This is a genomic window from Pseudoalteromonas sp. Z1A2 (assembly GCF_011378755.1).
GTDB classification, from domain to species: Bacteria; Pseudomonadota; Gammaproteobacteria; order Enterobacterales; family Alteromonadaceae; genus Pseudoalteromonas; species Pseudoalteromonas distincta.
Window position 1 is genome coordinate 92,993 of sequence record NZ_WTKX01000015.1, and the last position, 19,285, is coordinate 112,277.

At 38.6% G+C, this 19,285-nt stretch carries 11 protein-coding genes; 1 reads left to right on the top strand and 10 read right to left on the bottom strand.

Going from position 1 to position 19,285, the window contains the following annotated elements:
* Positions 1-116 precede the first annotated feature (116 nt).
* Positions 117-590, top strand: a complete 474-nt coding sequence (locus tag GQR47_RS11920) for a hotdog fold domain-containing protein (RefSeq protein ID WP_024595671.1) — start codon at positions 117-119, stop codon at positions 588-590.
* A gap of 21 nt (positions 591-611) precedes the next feature.
* Here GQR47_RS11920 and GQR47_RS11925 read toward each other — a convergent pair whose 3' ends face one another.
* The 10 genes from GQR47_RS11925 to bcsA form a co-directional block, all read right to left on the bottom strand.
* Complete coding sequence (locus GQR47_RS11925) at positions 612-1,094, bottom strand: polymer-forming cytoskeletal protein (protein ID WP_002958196.1); 483 nt, start codon at positions 1,092-1,094, stop codon at positions 612-614.
* A complete protein-coding gene (locus GQR47_RS11930; RefSeq protein ID WP_039487126.1) occupies positions 1,084-2,247 on the bottom strand; it encodes a M23 family metallopeptidase in 1,164 nt (387 codons plus the stop codon). The genes GQR47_RS11925 and GQR47_RS11930 overlap by 11 nt, the downstream gene beginning before the upstream one ends.
* Before the next feature lie 143 nt (positions 2,248-2,390).
* Positions 2,391-3,704 (bottom strand): fumarylacetoacetase, encoded by a 1,314-nt coding sequence (fahA, locus tag GQR47_RS11935; RefSeq protein WP_024595673.1) that lies wholly within the window; start codon positions 3,702-3,704, stop codon positions 2,391-2,393.
* 136 nt (positions 3,705-3,840) lie between these two features.
* Positions 3,841-4,887, bottom strand: a complete 1,047-nt coding sequence (hppD, locus tag GQR47_RS11940; RefSeq protein ID WP_002958202.1) for a 4-hydroxyphenylpyruvate dioxygenase — start codon at positions 4,885-4,887, stop codon at positions 3,841-3,843.
* A 318-nt stretch (positions 4,888-5,205) separates the two neighbouring features.
* Positions 5,206-7,935: a metallophosphoesterase gene (locus tag GQR47_RS11945; RefSeq protein ID WP_154903366.1), complete on the bottom strand. Its 2,730-nt coding sequence runs from the start codon at positions 7,933-7,935 to the stop codon at positions 5,206-5,208.
* A gap of 147 nt (positions 7,936-8,082) precedes the next feature.
* Positions 8,083-9,576: a peptide MFS transporter gene (locus GQR47_RS11950; RefSeq protein ID WP_024596013.1), complete on the bottom strand. Its 1,494-nt coding sequence runs from the start codon at positions 9,574-9,576 to the stop codon at positions 8,083-8,085.
* Between the two features lie 247 nt (positions 9,577-9,823).
* Complete coding sequence (locus GQR47_RS11955; protein ID WP_024596014.1) at positions 9,824-13,642, bottom strand: cellulose synthase subunit BcsC-related outer membrane protein; 3,819 nt, start codon at positions 13,640-13,642, stop codon at positions 9,824-9,826.
* Entirely contained in the window at positions 13,633-14,763 is a 1,131-nt protein-coding gene (bcsZ, locus tag GQR47_RS11960) for a cellulose synthase complex periplasmic endoglucanase BcsZ (protein ID WP_024596015.1), read from the bottom strand. Before bcsZ ends, GQR47_RS11955 begins: the two co-directional genes overlap by 10 nt.
* Positions 14,763-17,009, bottom strand: a complete 2,247-nt coding sequence (gene bcsB, locus GQR47_RS11965; RefSeq protein WP_024598452.1) for a cellulose biosynthesis cyclic di-GMP-binding regulatory protein BcsB — start codon at positions 17,007-17,009, stop codon at positions 14,763-14,765. Before bcsB ends, bcsZ begins: the two co-directional genes overlap by 1 nt.
* Positions 17,002-19,176 (bottom strand): UDP-forming cellulose synthase catalytic subunit, encoded by a 2,175-nt coding sequence (gene bcsA / locus GQR47_RS11970; protein ID WP_076914944.1) that lies wholly within the window; start codon positions 19,174-19,176, stop codon positions 17,002-17,004. Before bcsA ends, bcsB begins: the two co-directional genes overlap by 8 nt.
* Positions 19,177-19,285: the final 109 nt, after the last annotated feature.

Here is a 19,285-nt window from a genome sequence, read left to right on the forward strand (position 1 = left end):
TAGGTCGTCATTCTTACTTTTTGATTGGATTAAGCTAAAAAGCCAGCATAAATGCACTTTTTAAAACTGGTCTGATGTGTTAATTTTAATAAAGTAACTGTTGATGGAAAATAATAATGAGTAATAAATCTGCACTTGTACAAACATGGCATAAATTTAAGCGCCTACCTTTTGGGAATTGGCTTTTTACTAAAGCTGTTTGCTTTAAAGCGCCATATTTTGGTTCGATGAAACCTTACGTACTCGATTTGAGAGAGGGCCATTGTAGTGCGGTGGTTAAAAATCGTCGAAGTGTTCATAACCACATTGGTACCATACATGCAATTGCGCAGTGTAACTTAGCTGAATTGTGTGCAGGTGTAATGGTTGATGCAACAGTGCCAGTTAAAACGCATCGTTGGATCCCAAAAGGGATGACAGTTAGGTATTTGGCTAAAGTAGATACAGATGTACGAGCAGTCGCTGAAATTGATTTACCACACAAGTGGATTGATAAAGAAGACTTAGTAGTACCGGTTAAACTGTATAATACCCGCAATGAGCTTGTTTTCACTGCAGATATTACTATGTACATTACTGAGAAAAATTAATTTACGTAAAGCTAATTTGACTTAGCTTTTATCAGCGGCTTGTTTATTTACAAATGATAAGTCGCTGCCATCTTCTTTCAATAATGCTTTAACTTCTTTTGCGGGTTTTAGTTCTTTCGAAATTAGTTCCGGCTCTTCTTTTTCAAAGCGTTGCTTTAAACTGCCTTCAATTACTGCGCCTGCATCAATACTCAATGTATCGTGAAATACATCGCCATGAACATGAGCGCCACTTTGTACTTTTACTTCACTGGCATTAATTGACCCAATAACTTTACCTTTAACAATAACGCTTTTAGCTTCAACAATACCTTCAACAACTCCCGCTGAGCCAATAACTAAATGCTCCACTTTTATGTCACCATCAATACGGCCATCAAGCTGTACTTCACCTTGGCTAACTAAAGTGCCTGTAAGGCGTACGTCTTCAGAAATAATAGACGGTGTGTGATTCACTCTTTTTAAATTAGAGCTAACTGTTTTTTGTTTTTTTCTACCAAACACGAGAAAGCGCCTTTGTTATTTTTAGAGGATTGACTTGTTTACCATTAAGTAATACTTCGTAGTGTAAATGCGTGCCTGTGCTTCGGCCGGTGCTGCCCATTAAACCGATTACATCATGTTTAGTGATTGATTGACCTTTCTTTACTTTAATTTTATTTAAGTGTCCAAATCGAGTCACTAAGCCATTTTTATGTTCAAGCTCAATAAAGTTACCATAACCACCATTACGACCGGCACGAAGCACTACAGCGTCTGCTGGAGCGAATATTTCGGTTTTATGCCAACCGGCTAAATCAATTCCTTTATGAAAGGCATGATTACTATTCATGGGATCTTTTCTAAGGCCAAAATTACTCGAAATATAGTATTTAGCTTTAGCTAAAGGCAGGGTATTTGGTAGCTCAGTTAAAAAGTTTTCTAAATTATTTAATATTAATAGCTTATCAACGATGGCTAAAAAGTGGCTCGGAATTTTTGTTTCGTTAAATATATCAAGTGGCCCACCTTGTGCAGTTGTCTGGGCGCTTAATATTAGGTGTTGCTCAAGCGCAGACTCAATTCCTGCGCCTTTAACCATAGCTAAAATGGCTTGGTGACGTTCACTAATTTGGTTATCTAAATAGGTAAAGCTTTGCTCATAATGATTATTTAAGTTGGCCACTCTTGTTGCGAATGTAATTGGAGCGATTAACTGTGCTTGTTTACCTTTTTGATTTTCATCGACTAATGGTTCATGAAATTCATTGCCATTTTCATTAATAGGTACATCAAGTTCTGTATCAAGCTTAATAACATCTTTGCTAATTGAAGCAGGAAGGGATTCTATCATACTTTGCAGTAGCGCCTGCTTTTGCTCAAGAATTGCAAGTTGCTCTAACTGCGTTGCTTGAAGGGCTTGTTGCTCACTGACTTTTTGTTGCCACAGCGTTTGCTCGGTTATTTGATTTTGTTTTATGTCAGAGATTTTATTTGTTTGTGTATAAACACGAAAGCTCGAAATACTCAGCCAAGTAAAAGTGACTAAAATAAGCAACGCTACAAGAAGTTGAAACCAAGAGGCTAAAACAACATGCTTAACTTCGCCATTTTGACGAATAAGTAGCTGACGAGCAGGGAAAAATTTATGATAAAAAGACTTTATAAATACTGACATGGCATATAAACACTGGCTATTAACCGAATTAAGATAGCAATTTGAGTTAAAAAAGCTAGAAAAAAATTGTAACTGTTCAAAAATTAATAAAAAAGGGCTGCTTTTAGTAAGCAGCCCTTTTAATAATTTTTTTGGTATTCGTATTATTTTGCCGGCAGTACAGTACTCTCTACAGAGCCAAAACCTATACGTGCATAGCCTTCTTTTTCACACCAGCCACGCATAATAACGTTATCGCCATCTTCTAAAAAGCTGCGTTGTTCGCCGTTGCTTAGCGTAATTTTTTCTTTACCGCCACGAGAAAGCTCAAGTAATGAACCTGCTTCTTCGTGTGTTGGACCAGACTGAGTGCCCGAACCTAGCATGTCACCTGGCATAAAGTTACAGCCATTTACTGTGTGGTGAGTAACCATTTGTGCCACAGTCCAGTAAGAGTGCTTAAAGCTAGATGTTGATACGCGCGTTGGGTTATGGCCTTCGCTACGCATTTTTTGTGTTTGAATTTTAACATCCATTTGAATGTCAAAAGCACCTTGGTCGCGATTCGCTTTTGACTCTAAATAGTCCATAGGCTGTGGATCGTTTTCATCACGTGTCCAGCTTGTTCTATAAGGCGCTAATGCTTCGGTTGTTACAATCCAAGGCGATACCGTTGAGGCAAAGTTCTTAGCTAAAAATGGACCAAGCGGTTGATATTCCCACGCTTGCAAGTCACGTGCTGACCAATCGTTAAATACACAAAAGCCAAATACATGGTTTTCAGCATTTTCGATAGCGATTGCATCGCCCAGTGCATTGCCTTTACCTAAGTAAATACCAAGCTCTAGTTCGTAATCAAGGCGTTTACAAGGACCGAATGATGGCACTTCTGCATCAGGCGCTTTAGTTTGGCCTTTAGGGCGATGAAATGTTTGACCCGATACGTCAATAGATGAAGAGCGACCATGATAACCAATAGGTACCCATTTATAGTTAGGTAGTAGTGGGTTATCAGGGCGAAACAAACTACCCACAGCAGTAGCATGATAAATAGAAGTGTAAAAGTCGGTGTAATCACCGATGCGACAAGGCAAAGAATACTCTATATCAGACTGTGCAACCAATGTATCGCTAAGCGCTTGTTGGTGCTCAGAGCCTGCTCGTAGTGCTTTTGAAAGCGCTAAACGAAGTGCTGACCAATACTGCCCCCCTAAACCCATAAATGTATTTAGAGTTGCTTCACTTGCTGCATCAGCGGCTGTTTTAGCATCACCTGTTAAAACATTTAATTTACTCAGTTTTGCTAAATCAATTACTTGGTCACCAATTGCAACACCACCACGAAAGGCCTCATCAGACCCTTTACGGCGAAACTCTGCAAACGGTAAGTTTTGAATAGGGAAGTCGCAATTATCAACATTAGCTGACTCTACCCAGCTGGTTAAATTAATATCGTGGGTTTCGTTAATTAGGCTCATTACATTTCCTTTGGATTTTACTGTATGGCGACAAGGTATAGTTTATTTAATCATACTTGTACTTGGCGCCATACTTTTTAAATATTAAAACGACAAAAAGCAGCGAAGTTCGCTGCTTTTAATTTACTCAAATATTTTATAATACGCCGCGACGCTCTTGGTCACGTTCGATTGATTCAAATAATGCTTGGAAGTTACCTTCACCAAAGCCACCATCATCAACGCGTTGGATCATTTCTATAAAGATTGGACCAAATAAGTTTTTAGAGAAAATTTGTAATAAATAACAATTTTCACTTTGGCTATCTACGAGTATCTGATGCTCACGAATTTTTTCTTTATCTTCAGCAACCCAAGGTACACGGTCAAAAATAGTATCGTAGTACTCTGGGATAATATCTAAAGTGGCAATTGTTGATTTATCAAGCTTATCAAGAGAGCTTACTAAGTCATCTGTTAAAAACGCTAAATGTTGAACGCCTGGGCCGTTGTACTCACCAAGGTATTCATCAATTTGGTTGTTATCGTTACCTTTACCTTCGTTTATTGGAATAGAGAAGGTGCCACAAGGTGATTTTAGTGCATACGAAATAAGCGCTGTTTTTTGACCTTTAATGTCAAAGTAGCGTACTTCAGTAAAACCAAATACGTCTTTATAAAAGTTAGCCCATTTTTCCATGGTGCCTTTATAAACGTTATTGGTTAAATGATCGATTCGGATAAAGCCTTTATCTTCTACAACATTTTGCGTTTCTAAGTCTTCAAAATCACTTTCGTAAATAGTGCCTTTGTCGCCAAATTGTTCAATAAAGTAAATTAGGCTGTCGCCAATACCATAGATCGCAGGGTAAGGCATATTTTTATGCGTTGAGTCGGTCGCTGGTTTTGCACCACGTTCTACAGCTGTTTCAAATGCTTTTTGCGCATTCTCAACACGCCAACCCATTGAACAAATAGCAGGGCCATGGCTTTTAGCAAATTCTGCAGAAAAACCTTCACGCTCGTTATTCAGTAAAAAGTGAATATCGTTTTGGTTGTAATAAACAATGTCTTTACCTTTGAATTTTTTAAGCTTAGAGAAGCCAAAATCAGTAAATACTTTATCCATATAATCAGCATCAGGTGTTGCGTACTCGGTAAACTCAATACCGACTAAACCCAAATAGTTATTTACTTCACTCATTATTATTACTCCCGCAATTAAGCACTGCGATTATGTGTTGTTGTCATATTGCAGTAGATAATCAACCAGATTTTTAATTTGGGGAAGAGGGGGGCGCTATTTAGTATGTAGTGCATGTGTAAATTTTATAGGACGGTTATTATAAAGTTACGTGTTTGTAATACAGTTAAGTAAAATGAAGTTATATGGTATAAATTCAAGTGGGAGCATTTGTTTTTAAGTCATTGTATTTAAATACTAAAAAGGAGGTTTAACCTGCGCTAAACCTCCTCTTACAATTAATAAGTAAAAGCCTTTTTGTATGTAATTGTTTACACTTTAAGAGCCGTTACCAAAGAACTTGTTCCGTTGTTCTATCCACATGTTAGTTTTAATTGCTGGAGCTGCTTGGTAATGGCGCTCAATGGTTTGATTTAGCACTCGCGTCGGTTGCTCAAAAGACAGCTTTTGTTGTGCGCCGCCCATACTTTTAATTTCATCTCTGGTCATAGCACGTCCTGCATAAAGCAGCGAATTTAAGTACCCTGGTACTGTTTCATAATTGTTATCTGTAAAAAGCAATACAGATTGATTGAGTGCCCAGCGACTATCGATTTCGCCATCCTCTTTTACGCCAGCAAGTTCTCCATCTATATAGACTTCAAACACCCCGTTGGTTGGTGCTGTATAAAATACAAAAGCTATACGATGCCAAGAGTCAGGTTGTGTATTGCCAAAATAGCCGCTATCGCTAGTTGCTTGTCCATAGCCGCCGCTTGGGTCAATAAACATATCGGCATCATCATTAAGATAATCAGTTGTATTGGCTTGCATAATTGCACGGTAAATATCTTTACCTTCTGCGGGCCAGTATAAATCCATAACCAAGGTGTAGTCAGACACCATTCCTTCATTTGCAAAGTCACCATTTGCTGGTGTGTTTAAATCAATAAGTAAGCCTTCTGTTGGAGCGTGGCGAGAAAACGCCATAACACCTGAAGGACCATCACTTAAATCATCAATATTTAATTGAGTAGTGGTGCTATATTGTGTCTCTGCAGTGCCCCAGTTTGTTTCATCTGGATCAAAGTAGCTAAGTACCGAAGGTCCAAAATCAGCTGCTAACGGGTTGTTAGTATCGTCAAAGTTCCATACGGTTACATTTGCTAAGTTGTTGCATGAATAAAGTTCGGTGTCACTGTCAAGGTGTAGGCACTGACTTGTTCTAGCACGTGCATATTTATCAAGTAGCCACCAAGCTTCAGCTATCGGTTCTACGTTTGAGAATGTAACACTATTAAAAAATAAATCAGGATTCAAAGCTGCTCCTTTAAATAGTGCAACTTCGTAATTATTAGTGGGTTGTATATCCTCAGGTTTAAGTAAAAACCAATCTGGTTGACTTGCAAACATCGTTGTTAAGTCGCTTCCCGATACAGTTACTTTATAAATAGAGTTAAACCCTGGCGTATTTGATGGCTGTCTTTCTACGTAAAAAGCTTTATGGAAGTCTTCTTGAGTAAGTGTGCCGGGTGTCCAGCGCTTTTGTACTAGTTCAGGATTAAGTAATGCTGCGCTAATTGTGCTTGAGTGTTTTGCGGCTAAGGCGGTTATTTCGGCTAGCTGCGCATCAGTTGGATAGTTTTCAGAAATAGCGATTTCAGTTTCTGCATCGGGAGCATAACGCCCCATTATCTCATCTATAGCTAGTTTTGTTGCCTCATCGCGTTCATCAATTGTATCGGTTTCAATCGTTTTGTAATCAACAACTGGGGATGATTTATCAGCTAAATTAAAATTAAGCGTTAAGTCCGTAATACCTTTAGCGTAAAAGTCCGGTTGTAAAACAATAGCGCCGTTATCAAGGGTTGTGTAGCTTTCCCCACCGTGTGTATGGCCGCCAAGTACTAAGTCTATACCGGGTACGTTTGTTGCCATATCAGTATCTTGGCCTACACCTAAATGGCTCAACATAATCATGTAATCTACATCATCACTGTATTGGTTTACGATGCTTTGTGCGATTTGTTGCCATTGCCAGCTCATTTTAAACTGTTTAATAAAATCAGGGATCGGATCATCTTGAATAGGTTCATCTAGCTCATTCCATGGCACTGAGGTCATGCCAAACACACCAAGTGTAATACATCCTACTTGAACTTTTGCAAATCCTACGCCTTCAAAATCTTGTAGTTGCTCTGCTTCATAACGAGTATTACTAGCAAGTACGATTGCATTCTCGTCTTGGGAATAACTTAGTAATTTTTCAGGGCCCCAAGCATAATCATGATTTCCAACGACTCGTAGGTCAAACTGCATTGCTTTAATAGCTTCTTCTGTCGCGGTACCTTGTGATAATTGCTCAGCAACGGTGCCTTTTTCATAGTCGTCACCACCGTTTGTAAATAAGGTGTGCGGAGTTTGGCTTGCTACTTGGTTGTAGTAGGCTTTGATCCGGCTGAAATATTGCTCTTCATAGCCAAAGCGAGCATGTAAATCTGCAACGTGAACAAACCTTACCGACTGCTCTGTTGCATTAGCGTCGCAAGTTGGGCCGATATTTGCGAAAGCTTCATTGCGCTGCATTTGTATTGCATATGTGCCCAGTGTTGTTACTTGAGCGCTAACAAACCCATCTAAAACTATTGAATTTGTAACAGTATCCCAATTAGCGCCCGATAGTTTTGCGATAAACAGTTGTCCGCCTAATGCATAGTCATCAGGGATTTTTATTGTAATGGTAATAGGTTTTTCAAGAGTAAGCGTGGAGGGCGTAAGCGCATGTAAATCAGAAATTATATTTTGTTGTATATTCGTCTCATCTAATAATGTTTTCTCGTAGGTAAGCTCTACATCACTAGAAATAGCACTGGAAGGTGCATTAAATATAAAATTGCCTTCGTCTAATGTAACGTCTAAACCATTAGCGCTTGATAGTGTTAATTTGCTAGGTTCAGGCTCAACAGGATCGTTTGGATTAACCGTCACTTCATCACCGCTACCACAGGCAGTTAGAATAAAGCTAAGAAATATAAATATAATAACACGTGATATCGTTAACGATTGCATCTACGGATGTCCTTGAGTCTATTCAATAACCAATCAGGATATAATATCAGTTAACGGGGGAAGGGCAAAGTTGAATAAAAAATTCCCCCATAGAAGCTATGGAGGAATTGTCTTAGGTTATATTGCTACATTTGAAAAAAACAATAATTAAGAGACTTTCTCTTCTAAACCTTGTTTTTCCCATACTTTAGCTTTAAAAGTCATTAGTACTAAAACAACACCAACACCAATGCTAAATAATGCAATTTGTAAGTATAAGTTAGGAATTTCATCAACATTATTCGGATCGAAATTACCAGCAAGTAAACCCGCAATAATATTACCAATCGAGTAAGTTAATACAAACACACCCATCATTTGGCCAGTGTAACGTTTAGGCGATAACTTACTTACAGCACTTAATGCTACAGGGCTTAAACAAAGCTCACCCACTGTATGTAAAAAGTACGTAGTAACAAGCCAGTAAGGCGCAACTTTTAAGCCTTCAGCTGCGTAATGAGCCGCCATAAACATAACTAAAAAGCCTGATGCCATGATAATTAAGCCAATTGCACACTTAACGCTATAGCTAGGTGATACTAAGCTTTTAGATAAGTTAATCCAAAGCGCTGCAAAAAATGGCGATAAAGTAATAATAAACAGTGAGTTTAATGATTGAAACCACGTTGTAGGGATTTCAAAAGTACCAATAAGGCGGTCAGTATAGTCGCGAGCAAATAAGTTTAATGATGAACCAGCTTGTTCAAAGCCAGACCAAAAACATGCAGATGCAATACATACTAAAAATAGTGCCCACATTCTTTGTTTTTCTGCATCTGTTAAATTACCTGTAAAGTAAATAACACCAAAATAAACAAAAAAGATAATAGTAAATACAATCGCTGTGTAACCTGCAACTACAGTTGGATTAATAACAATAGCGCCGGTCATTGCAGCCGTAGTAACTGCAGCAGCTGCAATTACAAATGCAGCAATACCGCCCCATGCACGTGAAGTACCTTTAGAGCCTAATGGATTAGCCGGTAAAGCGCTGTGCTTTGGTAAGTTATTAAGTGTGAGTTTGTACTGCACTAAACCAATGGCCATACCTACAGCTGCCGCACCAAATGCCCAGTGCCAGCCTACGTTCTCCATAAAGTAACCACATACGTAGTAACCTATTAAAGAACCCATGTTAATACCCATGTAATAAATAGCGTAACCGCCATCACGACGCTCATCAGCATCGCTATATAATTGGCCTACCATTGCACTGATATTTGGTTTTAGTAAACCAGTACCTGTTGCTACAAATATTAAGCCAACGAAGAAAGAATAATCATGTGGAATAGCCAAAATAATATGGCCAATCATAATAATTATGCCGCCATACCAAACCGCTTTTTGACCACCAAACAATCTATCAGCTAGCCACCCACCCGGTAAGCCTAAAAAGTATACTGCGCCTGTGTACAAACCATAGATTGCAGCAGCTGATGCAACAGTAAAGGCAAGGCCTTCTTCTTGTAAGCTTGCTGTCATGAATAATACGAGCATAGCTCGCATACCGTAATAACTCATTCGTTCCCACATTTCAGTGAAGAACAATGTCGAAAGTCCTTTAGGGTGGCCAAACCAACCACTATCTGGAGCTGAACTCATATTTACTTCCTAACTTTAAGAATTGTTGTAATGGCCTTATAATTTTTTGCTTTAGCTATCTTAATATTTAGTCATACTAAAATGCTCGACCATCAGTTTATTATTTGTAGCTAAGATAATGATTTGCTATATGGTAGTAACACCAGAAGGTAAGAGACACACCCTTATCCTAGTTACAATTGAGCACAAGTATACATATACCTTAGTGCTAGGGGAAGTATTGCGCGGTGTATCACCTTATGCCAAGTTAGAACTCAGCATAAGGAACAATAGGGGTACCTGGGAACTCAAGCGTTCCATAAACAGGGTTAAAATAGTAACGTATGTAAAGTTGACCAAAGTTTGGTTCGTAAAAGTCAGAACGATCGATGGCTAAGTAGCCACCAAAGAACCAATTCGGCGTTATTCTATACTCAAAACTACCTTCAAGATTATATGAAACACCAGAACTTGTTTCACCTTCAAATACAGGGTCAACACCTGTTATTGATTCTCTATCATACGCAGCTATTTGCAAATCGCTATCGTTAGGGAAGAAATCAATAGATTGAGTTTTTGTTTGCGAGTACGAAACACCGGTTTTTAATCGATAAACAAAATCATCGCCCCAACGCGCGTCATAAGTGAGTGGCACGGATAGACCTACATAGTTTTGCGGACTGTAATAACCACCATGGCCCCATGTTTCTTCACTTAAATTATACTTGTATGCCCAATGTAATAAGCTAGCGCCTACGATAAATTCACGCTTTTGATTGCTTATTACACGGTAATAAGTACCGCCCATCATACGATAGCGTTGGTTGTCTTTTACATTTTGGCCTTTATAGAGGGTAAAGTCGGCGCTTGACCAAAAACCCCATTTTCCGCCTAAGTCGTGTGATACATTAGCTGTTAGGCCTGTAGAGCGTACGCCCCCCCAAACTTCACCTGTATTTACATCTTTTAAGCCCGCATAAGAAAGCACTGAATTTGTAACTGGGCGCTTTTCAAGTTCTAGGCTGTATCCAAAGTCGCCAAAACTGTCTGCGTAATTTACACCCCACACAAAGTCTTCAATTAAAAAGCCAAGTGGGGTAGTGCCTACATCTACACGCCAGTTTTCGTTTTGCCAACCAATACCTATATCTACACCACTTTCCTCTGGTGTCACTTCATCGACTGAACAAGTGAAAATACATAAAGCACCTTGTCCGTAGCGACTACCAGCGAACTGCTCATCAAAGCGAGTTGTTTGTGCGCTAATAGTAGTCGGGTCTACTTTAATAAAACCTTGGCCTTGCCAAAGTGGAAAGTAAGCTTCAATTGGTACTAAGCCCGCACCAAGTGTTGCTTCACTTTCGGTGCTTGTTTGTCCACTAAAGTTAACACCAATGGCAATGTATGCTTGGTTTTTGTTTTGCTCGTTTATTAGCTCACGTTTAGCACCGTTTACATACCATTGATCGTTTTCATCTATTTTTAAAAGCGCTCCGTAAAGCTCTTTTTCGTTTAAAGTACGATTAGGTGACAGGGTTTGTGCGTACCAAGATTGTGCTTGTTCGGTTTCATTAAACTTACTGGCTACTTGAGCACCTAAATAGCGTAACTCTTGATCGTTTGGTGACTTTTCAATAAGTTGCTTAGCTAAATAAAGTGCATCCCCTGAGTAATTAAACTCATTAAGAGATGACATGATTTGGCGTTGTAAATAACCCTCTTGCGATGTGGTTTGCGCTATCGCTTTTTGCGTAACTTCTTTTGCTTGAAAGTCGTCTCCAAGTTCTATGTATGCATTAGCAATAGCGAGAAGTGCTTGAGGCTCAATTGTTTGACTACTTTGTGCTTTTCGCTGATATAAGATAACGGCTGCTTCATATTGTTCTAGCGCTAAGTTTGCATTAATAAGGGCAGTTGTTGTTGCTGGAATATCTTTATATTTTTGATCAAGCTGATTGAGCTTAGCAATTAAGTCACTGCCTGTATAAAACTGGTTGAGGTAGTTATTTTGTAACTGCACATATTGAGCCGTTTCGTTTTCAGAAGCGCTCTCTGGTAACACGTAATCCTCAAACCAGCGTTCTATTTCAACTTGGTTACCTTGCTCTAGTATCCACTGGCCTTGTAAAAGGTGCCAATAAGGCGACAAAGATGAGTCAGATGAAAGGGCACTTGAAAGCAATTTAAGAGCATGTCGTTTTTCATCAATTTTGTACCAACTATTAGAAAGCTCAGCTTGCATTTCAGGTGTTAGCTTTCTCGCTTCTAAGTTACTTAAATGGTAGATAGCGACAGATTTGTTTTTTAAATCAAGATATTGCTGGCTTTGAGTAAGAGACTCGTTAAGCAACAATTGTTGCTCTAAAGCAATAATGTCGGTATCTCGATTTTTAAAAGGAATATATTTAAGTGTATCTAAAGCACCTTCATAATCATTTATAGAGCGCAAAAATAAAGCATGGCTATATCTAATTTGGGGGTTTAGCGGGAACTGCCACAATACATTATTAAATAAATCACGTGCTTGTTGAGTCAGGCCTTTTTGTTGGTATATAAAAGCTAAATCGTAATATAACCAAGGTTGTTCAGGTGAAAGCTCAATAGCTTGCTTAAGTAGTTCTTCTGCTTTTTCTAGCTCTCCACCATTAGTATACTGGCTTGCTTTATCCCTTAGAGTATTACTGGTAGCTAGTGCATATGAGGGGTAGATTAAATCTCGTTGCTTTGCGTTTAATGAATTATAAAAGTTGCGAATTGATTTTTGGTTTTGATCTAGTTGCGCGATATTTAATAAGCCAAGTAAGGCATTTTCATACAAAGGATTGGTTTTTAGGGCTGCTTGATAGGCGGTAGCTGCTTGTGTGTAATTTCCTTGAGCTACAAATAATAGGCCTTTGTTATAAAGAAAAGCTTCTTGGTCATGATTTAATTGCTCAGCTAGATTTAGTTTTAGTTGTGCTGTTTTAAAATCAGATTGCTCAATAGCATCTTCCATTTCAGACATATACAGCCAAAACTTCGCAACTGTCGCGAGTTCTTTAAGTCTTTCACGCTCATCAAAGTTAGGTGTATATTTTTGCGCGGTAAAAAAATAGTAATATGATTTTTTGTAGTCGCTTTTCGCTAAATACAAATACCCTAAGCTGCGCATAATCTCTTTATCGGTTGGCCGCCCTTTTAAAGCATTTAATAGTAGGGGCTCAGCTTCTTTTAATTTTTTATTATTAAGTAAACGATCGCCTTTAAGCCAAAGCTGATACGCGGGATCGGCAAGTAATGCTTGTCTTACTTTAAAATCTCGTTGGAAATCTTCGTATTGTAACTTACCTTTACTACTAAATGGGTACACAGAGAAGTAACGTTGGTATTGCTCAACTGTATTTTGAGTAAGATCCATACTCTTAAGAGCTGCAAGCCAAATAAACTCAACTTCATTAATAAAAGAAGGGCTAGTACCGTAATTACTTAAAATATCTATAGCTTTATTATTTGCTGGGTTTTTCCTCAGTAAATGGCGAGCATAAGGTATTTCTACTTGAGCGATATTAGAATAGCTTTTTAATAACTTTTCATAGCCTTTTTTAACACTTTCCCATTGGTCGCTGTCTTGTCCGTACCAGCTTAAATGCTCAAGCTCGTAATTAAGTGTAGGGTAGGTGTTTTTAAATATTTTATTGTATATTTCACGGGCTTGTTCATAACGTCCAGCTCGAGAAAGTAGCCTAGCTTCATGAATTAAAGACTTATCTTTACCCTCAATACGAGAGAGTATTTTAAGCTTTTCAACGCACGGAGCCTGTTTGGTAAGCCCGTTATCTATTTTGCTTAATAACTGGTTGGCTTTCACTGATTCGCCATTGGCAAAATCATAACGCGCTACTGCGCACTGCGTTTCTATTCGGGCAGGGGCAATAGCGACTAGCTTTCGTAAGCTATCTTCAACTAGTTTTTTATTTTGCTGTGCTTCACCAATACCTATTTGGCTTAGTAACCAATCAACAGATTGCGTATCAATATCGTTGACTGTGTTAGCGCTTAATCCAGAGCTAAGTGCTAATGTGCAAGCGAGGGCAAACCTTAACGGCATTCAGTGCTCCATACCGGTTGTAGCGTCCCATCTGCTGTAATTGAAAAACGCTTATTTAAAGCACTTGTACCAAACAAGTTAAGCACGCTGTCGTAATAACGAGTCTGGGTAAATGATTTATCAATCATTAGTTTTTGCTGAATCGCCATTACCGTAGAATTATCGTTATTAGTCGCCAGTAAAGGTAATAAAGCTGAATTAAAGCCCAAAGGGCCTCTTTTTTCAGATTTTCCAGATTTAGCAAAGGTATTTAAAGGCACGTAACCACGTTTATTAATTGTTTCAATAAAAGGGTTGAATTGCGCTAATAGCTCTTTTTTATAAGGCGCGTCGTCTGCCATCATGCTTGCCCATAAATATACTCTAATAGCGTTGTAACTGCCCAAGTCAGTTGTTTTTTTATCGTAGTAAAAGCCGTTATTTGCATCAAACATTACCCAGTCAGGGCTAACACCTTGCTTTGCTGTATCTAAAATTAGCTTTGCTGAGCCTTCGTGTAATTGATGCCAAGGCGAGTGTGGGTAGAGCTTTTTAAACTGCTGGTAAATAAATAATGGTGAGTAGCTCGGGTTTAACTTAAAACGTTCATTATCAAATTCAAAACCTGTAGGAGCGGGTAGTAATGATAAACCTAGGCCCGAGATATAAGCGGTTTCTTCACGCATTATTCGCTGTGCAATTACAGCTGCTAATATGCTGTAGCGGCGCTCATCCCAAAGAACAGCAGCTTGCGATAAGCTGTATGCTATCCATAAGTCTGAATCAGACGCAGGGTTTGAATCTAAAATTCCGCCAACATTTTGATTATTAACACCCCATTGCCATGCCGGTAAACGAGTGCTTAAATCACCTTCTGATAAATGTTCTTGCGTCCAATCAAGCACTAAGTCAAACATTGCTTTGTCATTTGCTACAACAGCAAAAAACAACGCATAAGATTGGCCTTCAGAGGTTGTGACTTTTTTCTCACTCCCCAAGTCAATAACGCGGCCATCTTGGCTTATAAAGTTACTTTTAAACGTTTGCCATGCATCCCATGGTTGGCATTGCTCTATTTGTGCACTGGCATTAAAGGTAAATAATGCAATCACGGTAAAAAATACATTAATGAGTGACTTCATTACTTATCTCCTTCAGCTAAGCGCTTGTATGTTAATGCTTGCAGTAATCGCCATATAATAAATGAGATCAGCAGTAGTGTTAAAATAGACAACAGTGCCAGTACAAATGGGTGATCCGATAAATGGAACCAAATTAGGGTATGCACAGGAATGTGACCAACAAAATATTGCTCATCAGTTTTAATTGTTTTAATGCCTTGAGAGTTTATGACCGCAGCACTGCCTTTAATTTGCGCAAGCGCTTGTGAACTCATTAACGCATCATCTAGTAGAGTAAAGGCTTTTTGTGATGTTGCACTGAGCGATACTATTGATCGCTCTGAATCAAACGGTGATTGAAAGCCTGTAATAACGGCCATATCACCACTACTTTTTATACTTACTTGAACTTTATCTGTTGTTTGCTCATCGTAAGCACCATTGTATATAGCTTGTTTAATAGCGCGCTGATTGTTATCAAGCAAGATATTAGTTTGCGCATCTTCATCTAAGTTGTTAGCAATGCTATTAGGTTTTGCGATTACTAAGAGGTCTTTATCATCTAAGTTGGCATCTTCATTTAAGTGAGCAACGCTTATTCTATGAGCGGGGTAACCTGTGATAGCACCAAAGTGGCCTGTTAAATTAAACAATACAGATAGCGCTTTAGGTGATGGAACTTCATCTATCAATACTAAAGTTTGTTGTAAGTCTGCGTATTTAGTAAATGGGAATCCGCTGTTTGCAAATACATTTAAATCAGGCAGAGCTATGTAATGGTCAAACCCACTTACATCAATATTAGAATTTCCATCAATTACACCGTATTCGCCGCCAGGGGGAGCAACGGCACATTCGCCCTTCTTAAGTACTGCAAACCTAAAATCAAAGTTTAGTTCATTGCGATTGGCAAGATTAATACCTTCCAATGAAAAATCTTCAGCGCTTTGCGTTGTGTCTGTATTAGCGATTAAAGGCAGCAAGGTTTTTGCGGTAGTTAACGATGTGTCTTTTTTATCAAGTAAAAAACCACTTATAAACTCTTGGTTTATTAACATGTTTAAACGTGAATTTAAGGTTTCGCTCTCTGGCGTATTACGGTATTGCAAAGTAATAGGAATGCCTTTTTCACGCCAAGTAAATAAATCAGGTGCAAAACGAACATTTAGTTTTATAGGACCATTGTTAAGACCCTCAGCCTGTAACTGAGTTGGATAGTCAATAAGCTCGTCAAAGTGCACGGGACGATCGTTTCTAAGCCATCTTGGCGCATCATAAGCTTTACGCAGTGGGAGTTTGTTAATTGCTTCGATACTTGCACTTCGGCCAGTCATAATCTTATGACCAAACACAAGACCAGTAACCGCTGTTTTTAAGTCTTTTTCGTCACGCCCCAAAATTAGCAGCATTTTATTGTATCTGTGAATAGGGCTTGAAATTAGCTCGACGGTTGGCTTTTCAACATCTGGATAATCTTTTAAAAAATCAGGTTTTGAGTCATTAGTAATAAACACCACACTGTGCTGCTCTGGTGCTTTATTTAAAACTACTGGAAAGTTAGCGCCACGCCAGTCTGCTTGTGCGCCAAACCAACTAGATAAAGTGGCTGCCGCTTCTATAGCTTGTGTATTAGGTGTGCTTGCAAATACAAAAGGTAAGTTTAATTTGTTGTAATCTTTAGCATCAAAAAATGGTTCTGGTAAATATTCAAGGCGGCTATCAATTGCTAACTGTTTTTGATCAAGCGTTATGTGGCTTGATTTGTTTATTTCAGTCCAAATTGAGCGGCTAAAGTAATCTTGGCATCGTAAATCATAGTAACCAACTAGTTCAAAGCGAATTTGGTTGTAGTCTTGAATGTATTTAGCATTTAGGTCAAGGCTATGACTTACCGTATTTTTTACAACACTTAGCTGTTCATTAATAGGTAATACTGTTACTAAGTTATCGTTAAAATAAACTTTTAAGTGCGATACATTAGCCAGTAATGAAGGTGAGTTAGTGTACGAAAAGTTAAGCTTTAAATTAGTGCTTAATTTATCAATTCTATTTGTAAAATCGACACGAGAATTATTATTGACGCCGTCGAGTTTATAGTCATTGAATCCTAATTTTTCAAAGCTAAGGCGTAAACTAGAAACCTGGGCACTCTCAGGGTAGCCATTTACAAACAGGGTTTTGTCGTGCATAGGCTCGATAGCGAGCACTTTATATGCGCTACTAATAAGTAACAATGTTAGAAATGTATTAAGTAACTTTTTAATCATAATTATTATGCACTATCGGTTTTTTTGGAGTAAATGAATTTATGTAAATGACAATATTAGTCATTAACTTAATAACTGGTTGTAACGCTCTTGGAGCATGAAATAATAAATTACTAAAGCCCCGTAAACTGGTTTTTTGTACTTCTTTGAAGCTATACGATGGACGGTCATGTCTAAAGTTATTTTGCCAATCTAGCCAAGCATCTGCTCTTGAGAAGGTACATTGTATAAAAGCTCTCTGTTTTTCGAGAGATAAGTCTTTAAGTGTAAGGCCAATTTGTTTTTTGCGGGTATTACATACATAAGTTGTAAACGAAAACTGCTTATTACCGCGACTCATTAATAATTCAATTTTATCGTTAACACGACATAAATGCGCGTGATCTGTCTCTATGCCCACGCCGTTATCTGAATAATCCGTTATTTTTACTTTCAAAGTATGACCATTTGCTAAACGAACGCCGGCAGGAAAGTTTGCCTTTATACGATGCGAGTGCCTCACTTGACGAGCTTCAGCAGCAACGGCAACCGCAGCACCTAAAATTATAATATTATAAAAAGCCCAACCCATACTTATTATAAGTACGCCAATCTGGCTTGGGTCACCTAAAAATAGACGTAATACACCCACTAATATACCAAGTAAATTAATAAGTAAGAGAATTAAATACGGTTTAGAAATACCCCAGTCGTAATGCTCTTCATCATTTAAACCGCCTTTTTCGGTTACATTAAACTTACCTTTATTGGGATTAAATAAAGCAACGGTGGTTGGTTTTAATATGTACCAAGCAAGTACTGACTCATACACTTCACCCCAAAAGGAGTAACGGTATTTACCTTGAATACGTGAGTTAGTCGCTTTGATTTGAATTAATGTCGGCACTACATAAATAAAAATAGCTAAAAATGGGGCATAAATTATGTATGCATTAAAATATATTAGCGCTAAAGGGGCTGTTAAAAATACAATACGAGGAATACCCGATAAAAAGTGCAGCATTGCGTTTATGTAGCATAATCGTTGAGGAATGCTTAAACCCTTACCCATTAATGGATTATCAAGTCTAAATATCTGCGCCATACCACGCGCCCACCGAATGCGTTGACCTATATGCGCTGACAGGCTATCGGTTGCAAGACCTGCTGCCTGTGGAATATTTATATAAGCAGTTTTATAACCAGCGCGCTGCATACGAAGTGCTGTGTGAGCATCCTCCGTAACTGTTTCAAACGCAAAACCGCCAATATCATCAAGCGCAGCTCGTTTTAATACGGCGCAAGAGCCACAAAAGAAGGTTGCATCCCACATGTCGTTTCCGTCTTGAATAAGCCCATAAAACAACATGTTTTCGTTAGGAATTTGACTATGGTTGTTAAGGTTACGCTCAAACGGATCTGCAGAGAAAAAGTGATGCGGTGTTTGTACCAAGCATACTTTACTGTCTTTTAAAAACTGCCCCATCGTCATTTGTAAGAACGAGCGAGCAGGAACGTGGTCACAATCAAAAATTGCGATATATTCGCCATCGGTATAACGCATAGCGCTATTCATATTGCCGGCTTTAGCATGATTGTTATCCGAACGAGCTAAATAGCCTACTCCAATTTCCTCTGCAAATTCCTTAAACTCTGGGCGCTTACCATCATCTAATATATAAACATTTAGTTTATCTGCAGGCCAATCGATGCTTAGAGCAGCCAGAGTAGTGGGTCTTACAACGCTTAACGGCTCATTATAAGTTGGAATATATACATCTACTGTTGGCCATAAGTCAGTGTTTTTTGGTAAAGGAACCGGTTTTCGCTCAAGCGGGTTAATTGTTTGGAAAAAACCTAAAATCAGTACAAGCCAGGCATACGTTTCAGCAAGTAATAAGCCACCACCTAGTGCAAGTGCAAGTGGATCATCCCAATTTAAAGTCTCAGTGTAACGCCACCACAAGTAACGAGAAGACGTAGTTACTGACAGAGTAATCATGACAATGGTTGCCATTTGGCCTTTTACTCGTTTAAGCGCATACGCAACTAGTAAAATAAAGCTTATAAAAACGGCTTGAGCTTCCAAGCTAAAAGGAATTGTAATAAATATTGCTAATAAAAATAGAATAAACGCGAGAATGACGTATTTGACTAGTTTATTTTGCCATACACGCGCATCCGCCATGGTTTTAAACGCACTTTTTTTAGCTGTCTCTTGATCACAAGTCTGACTCAAGAGATTTTGCTAAATCGTAGCCTTCCAGGATGGCTTGTAACTTAAGCCATCCTTTCCA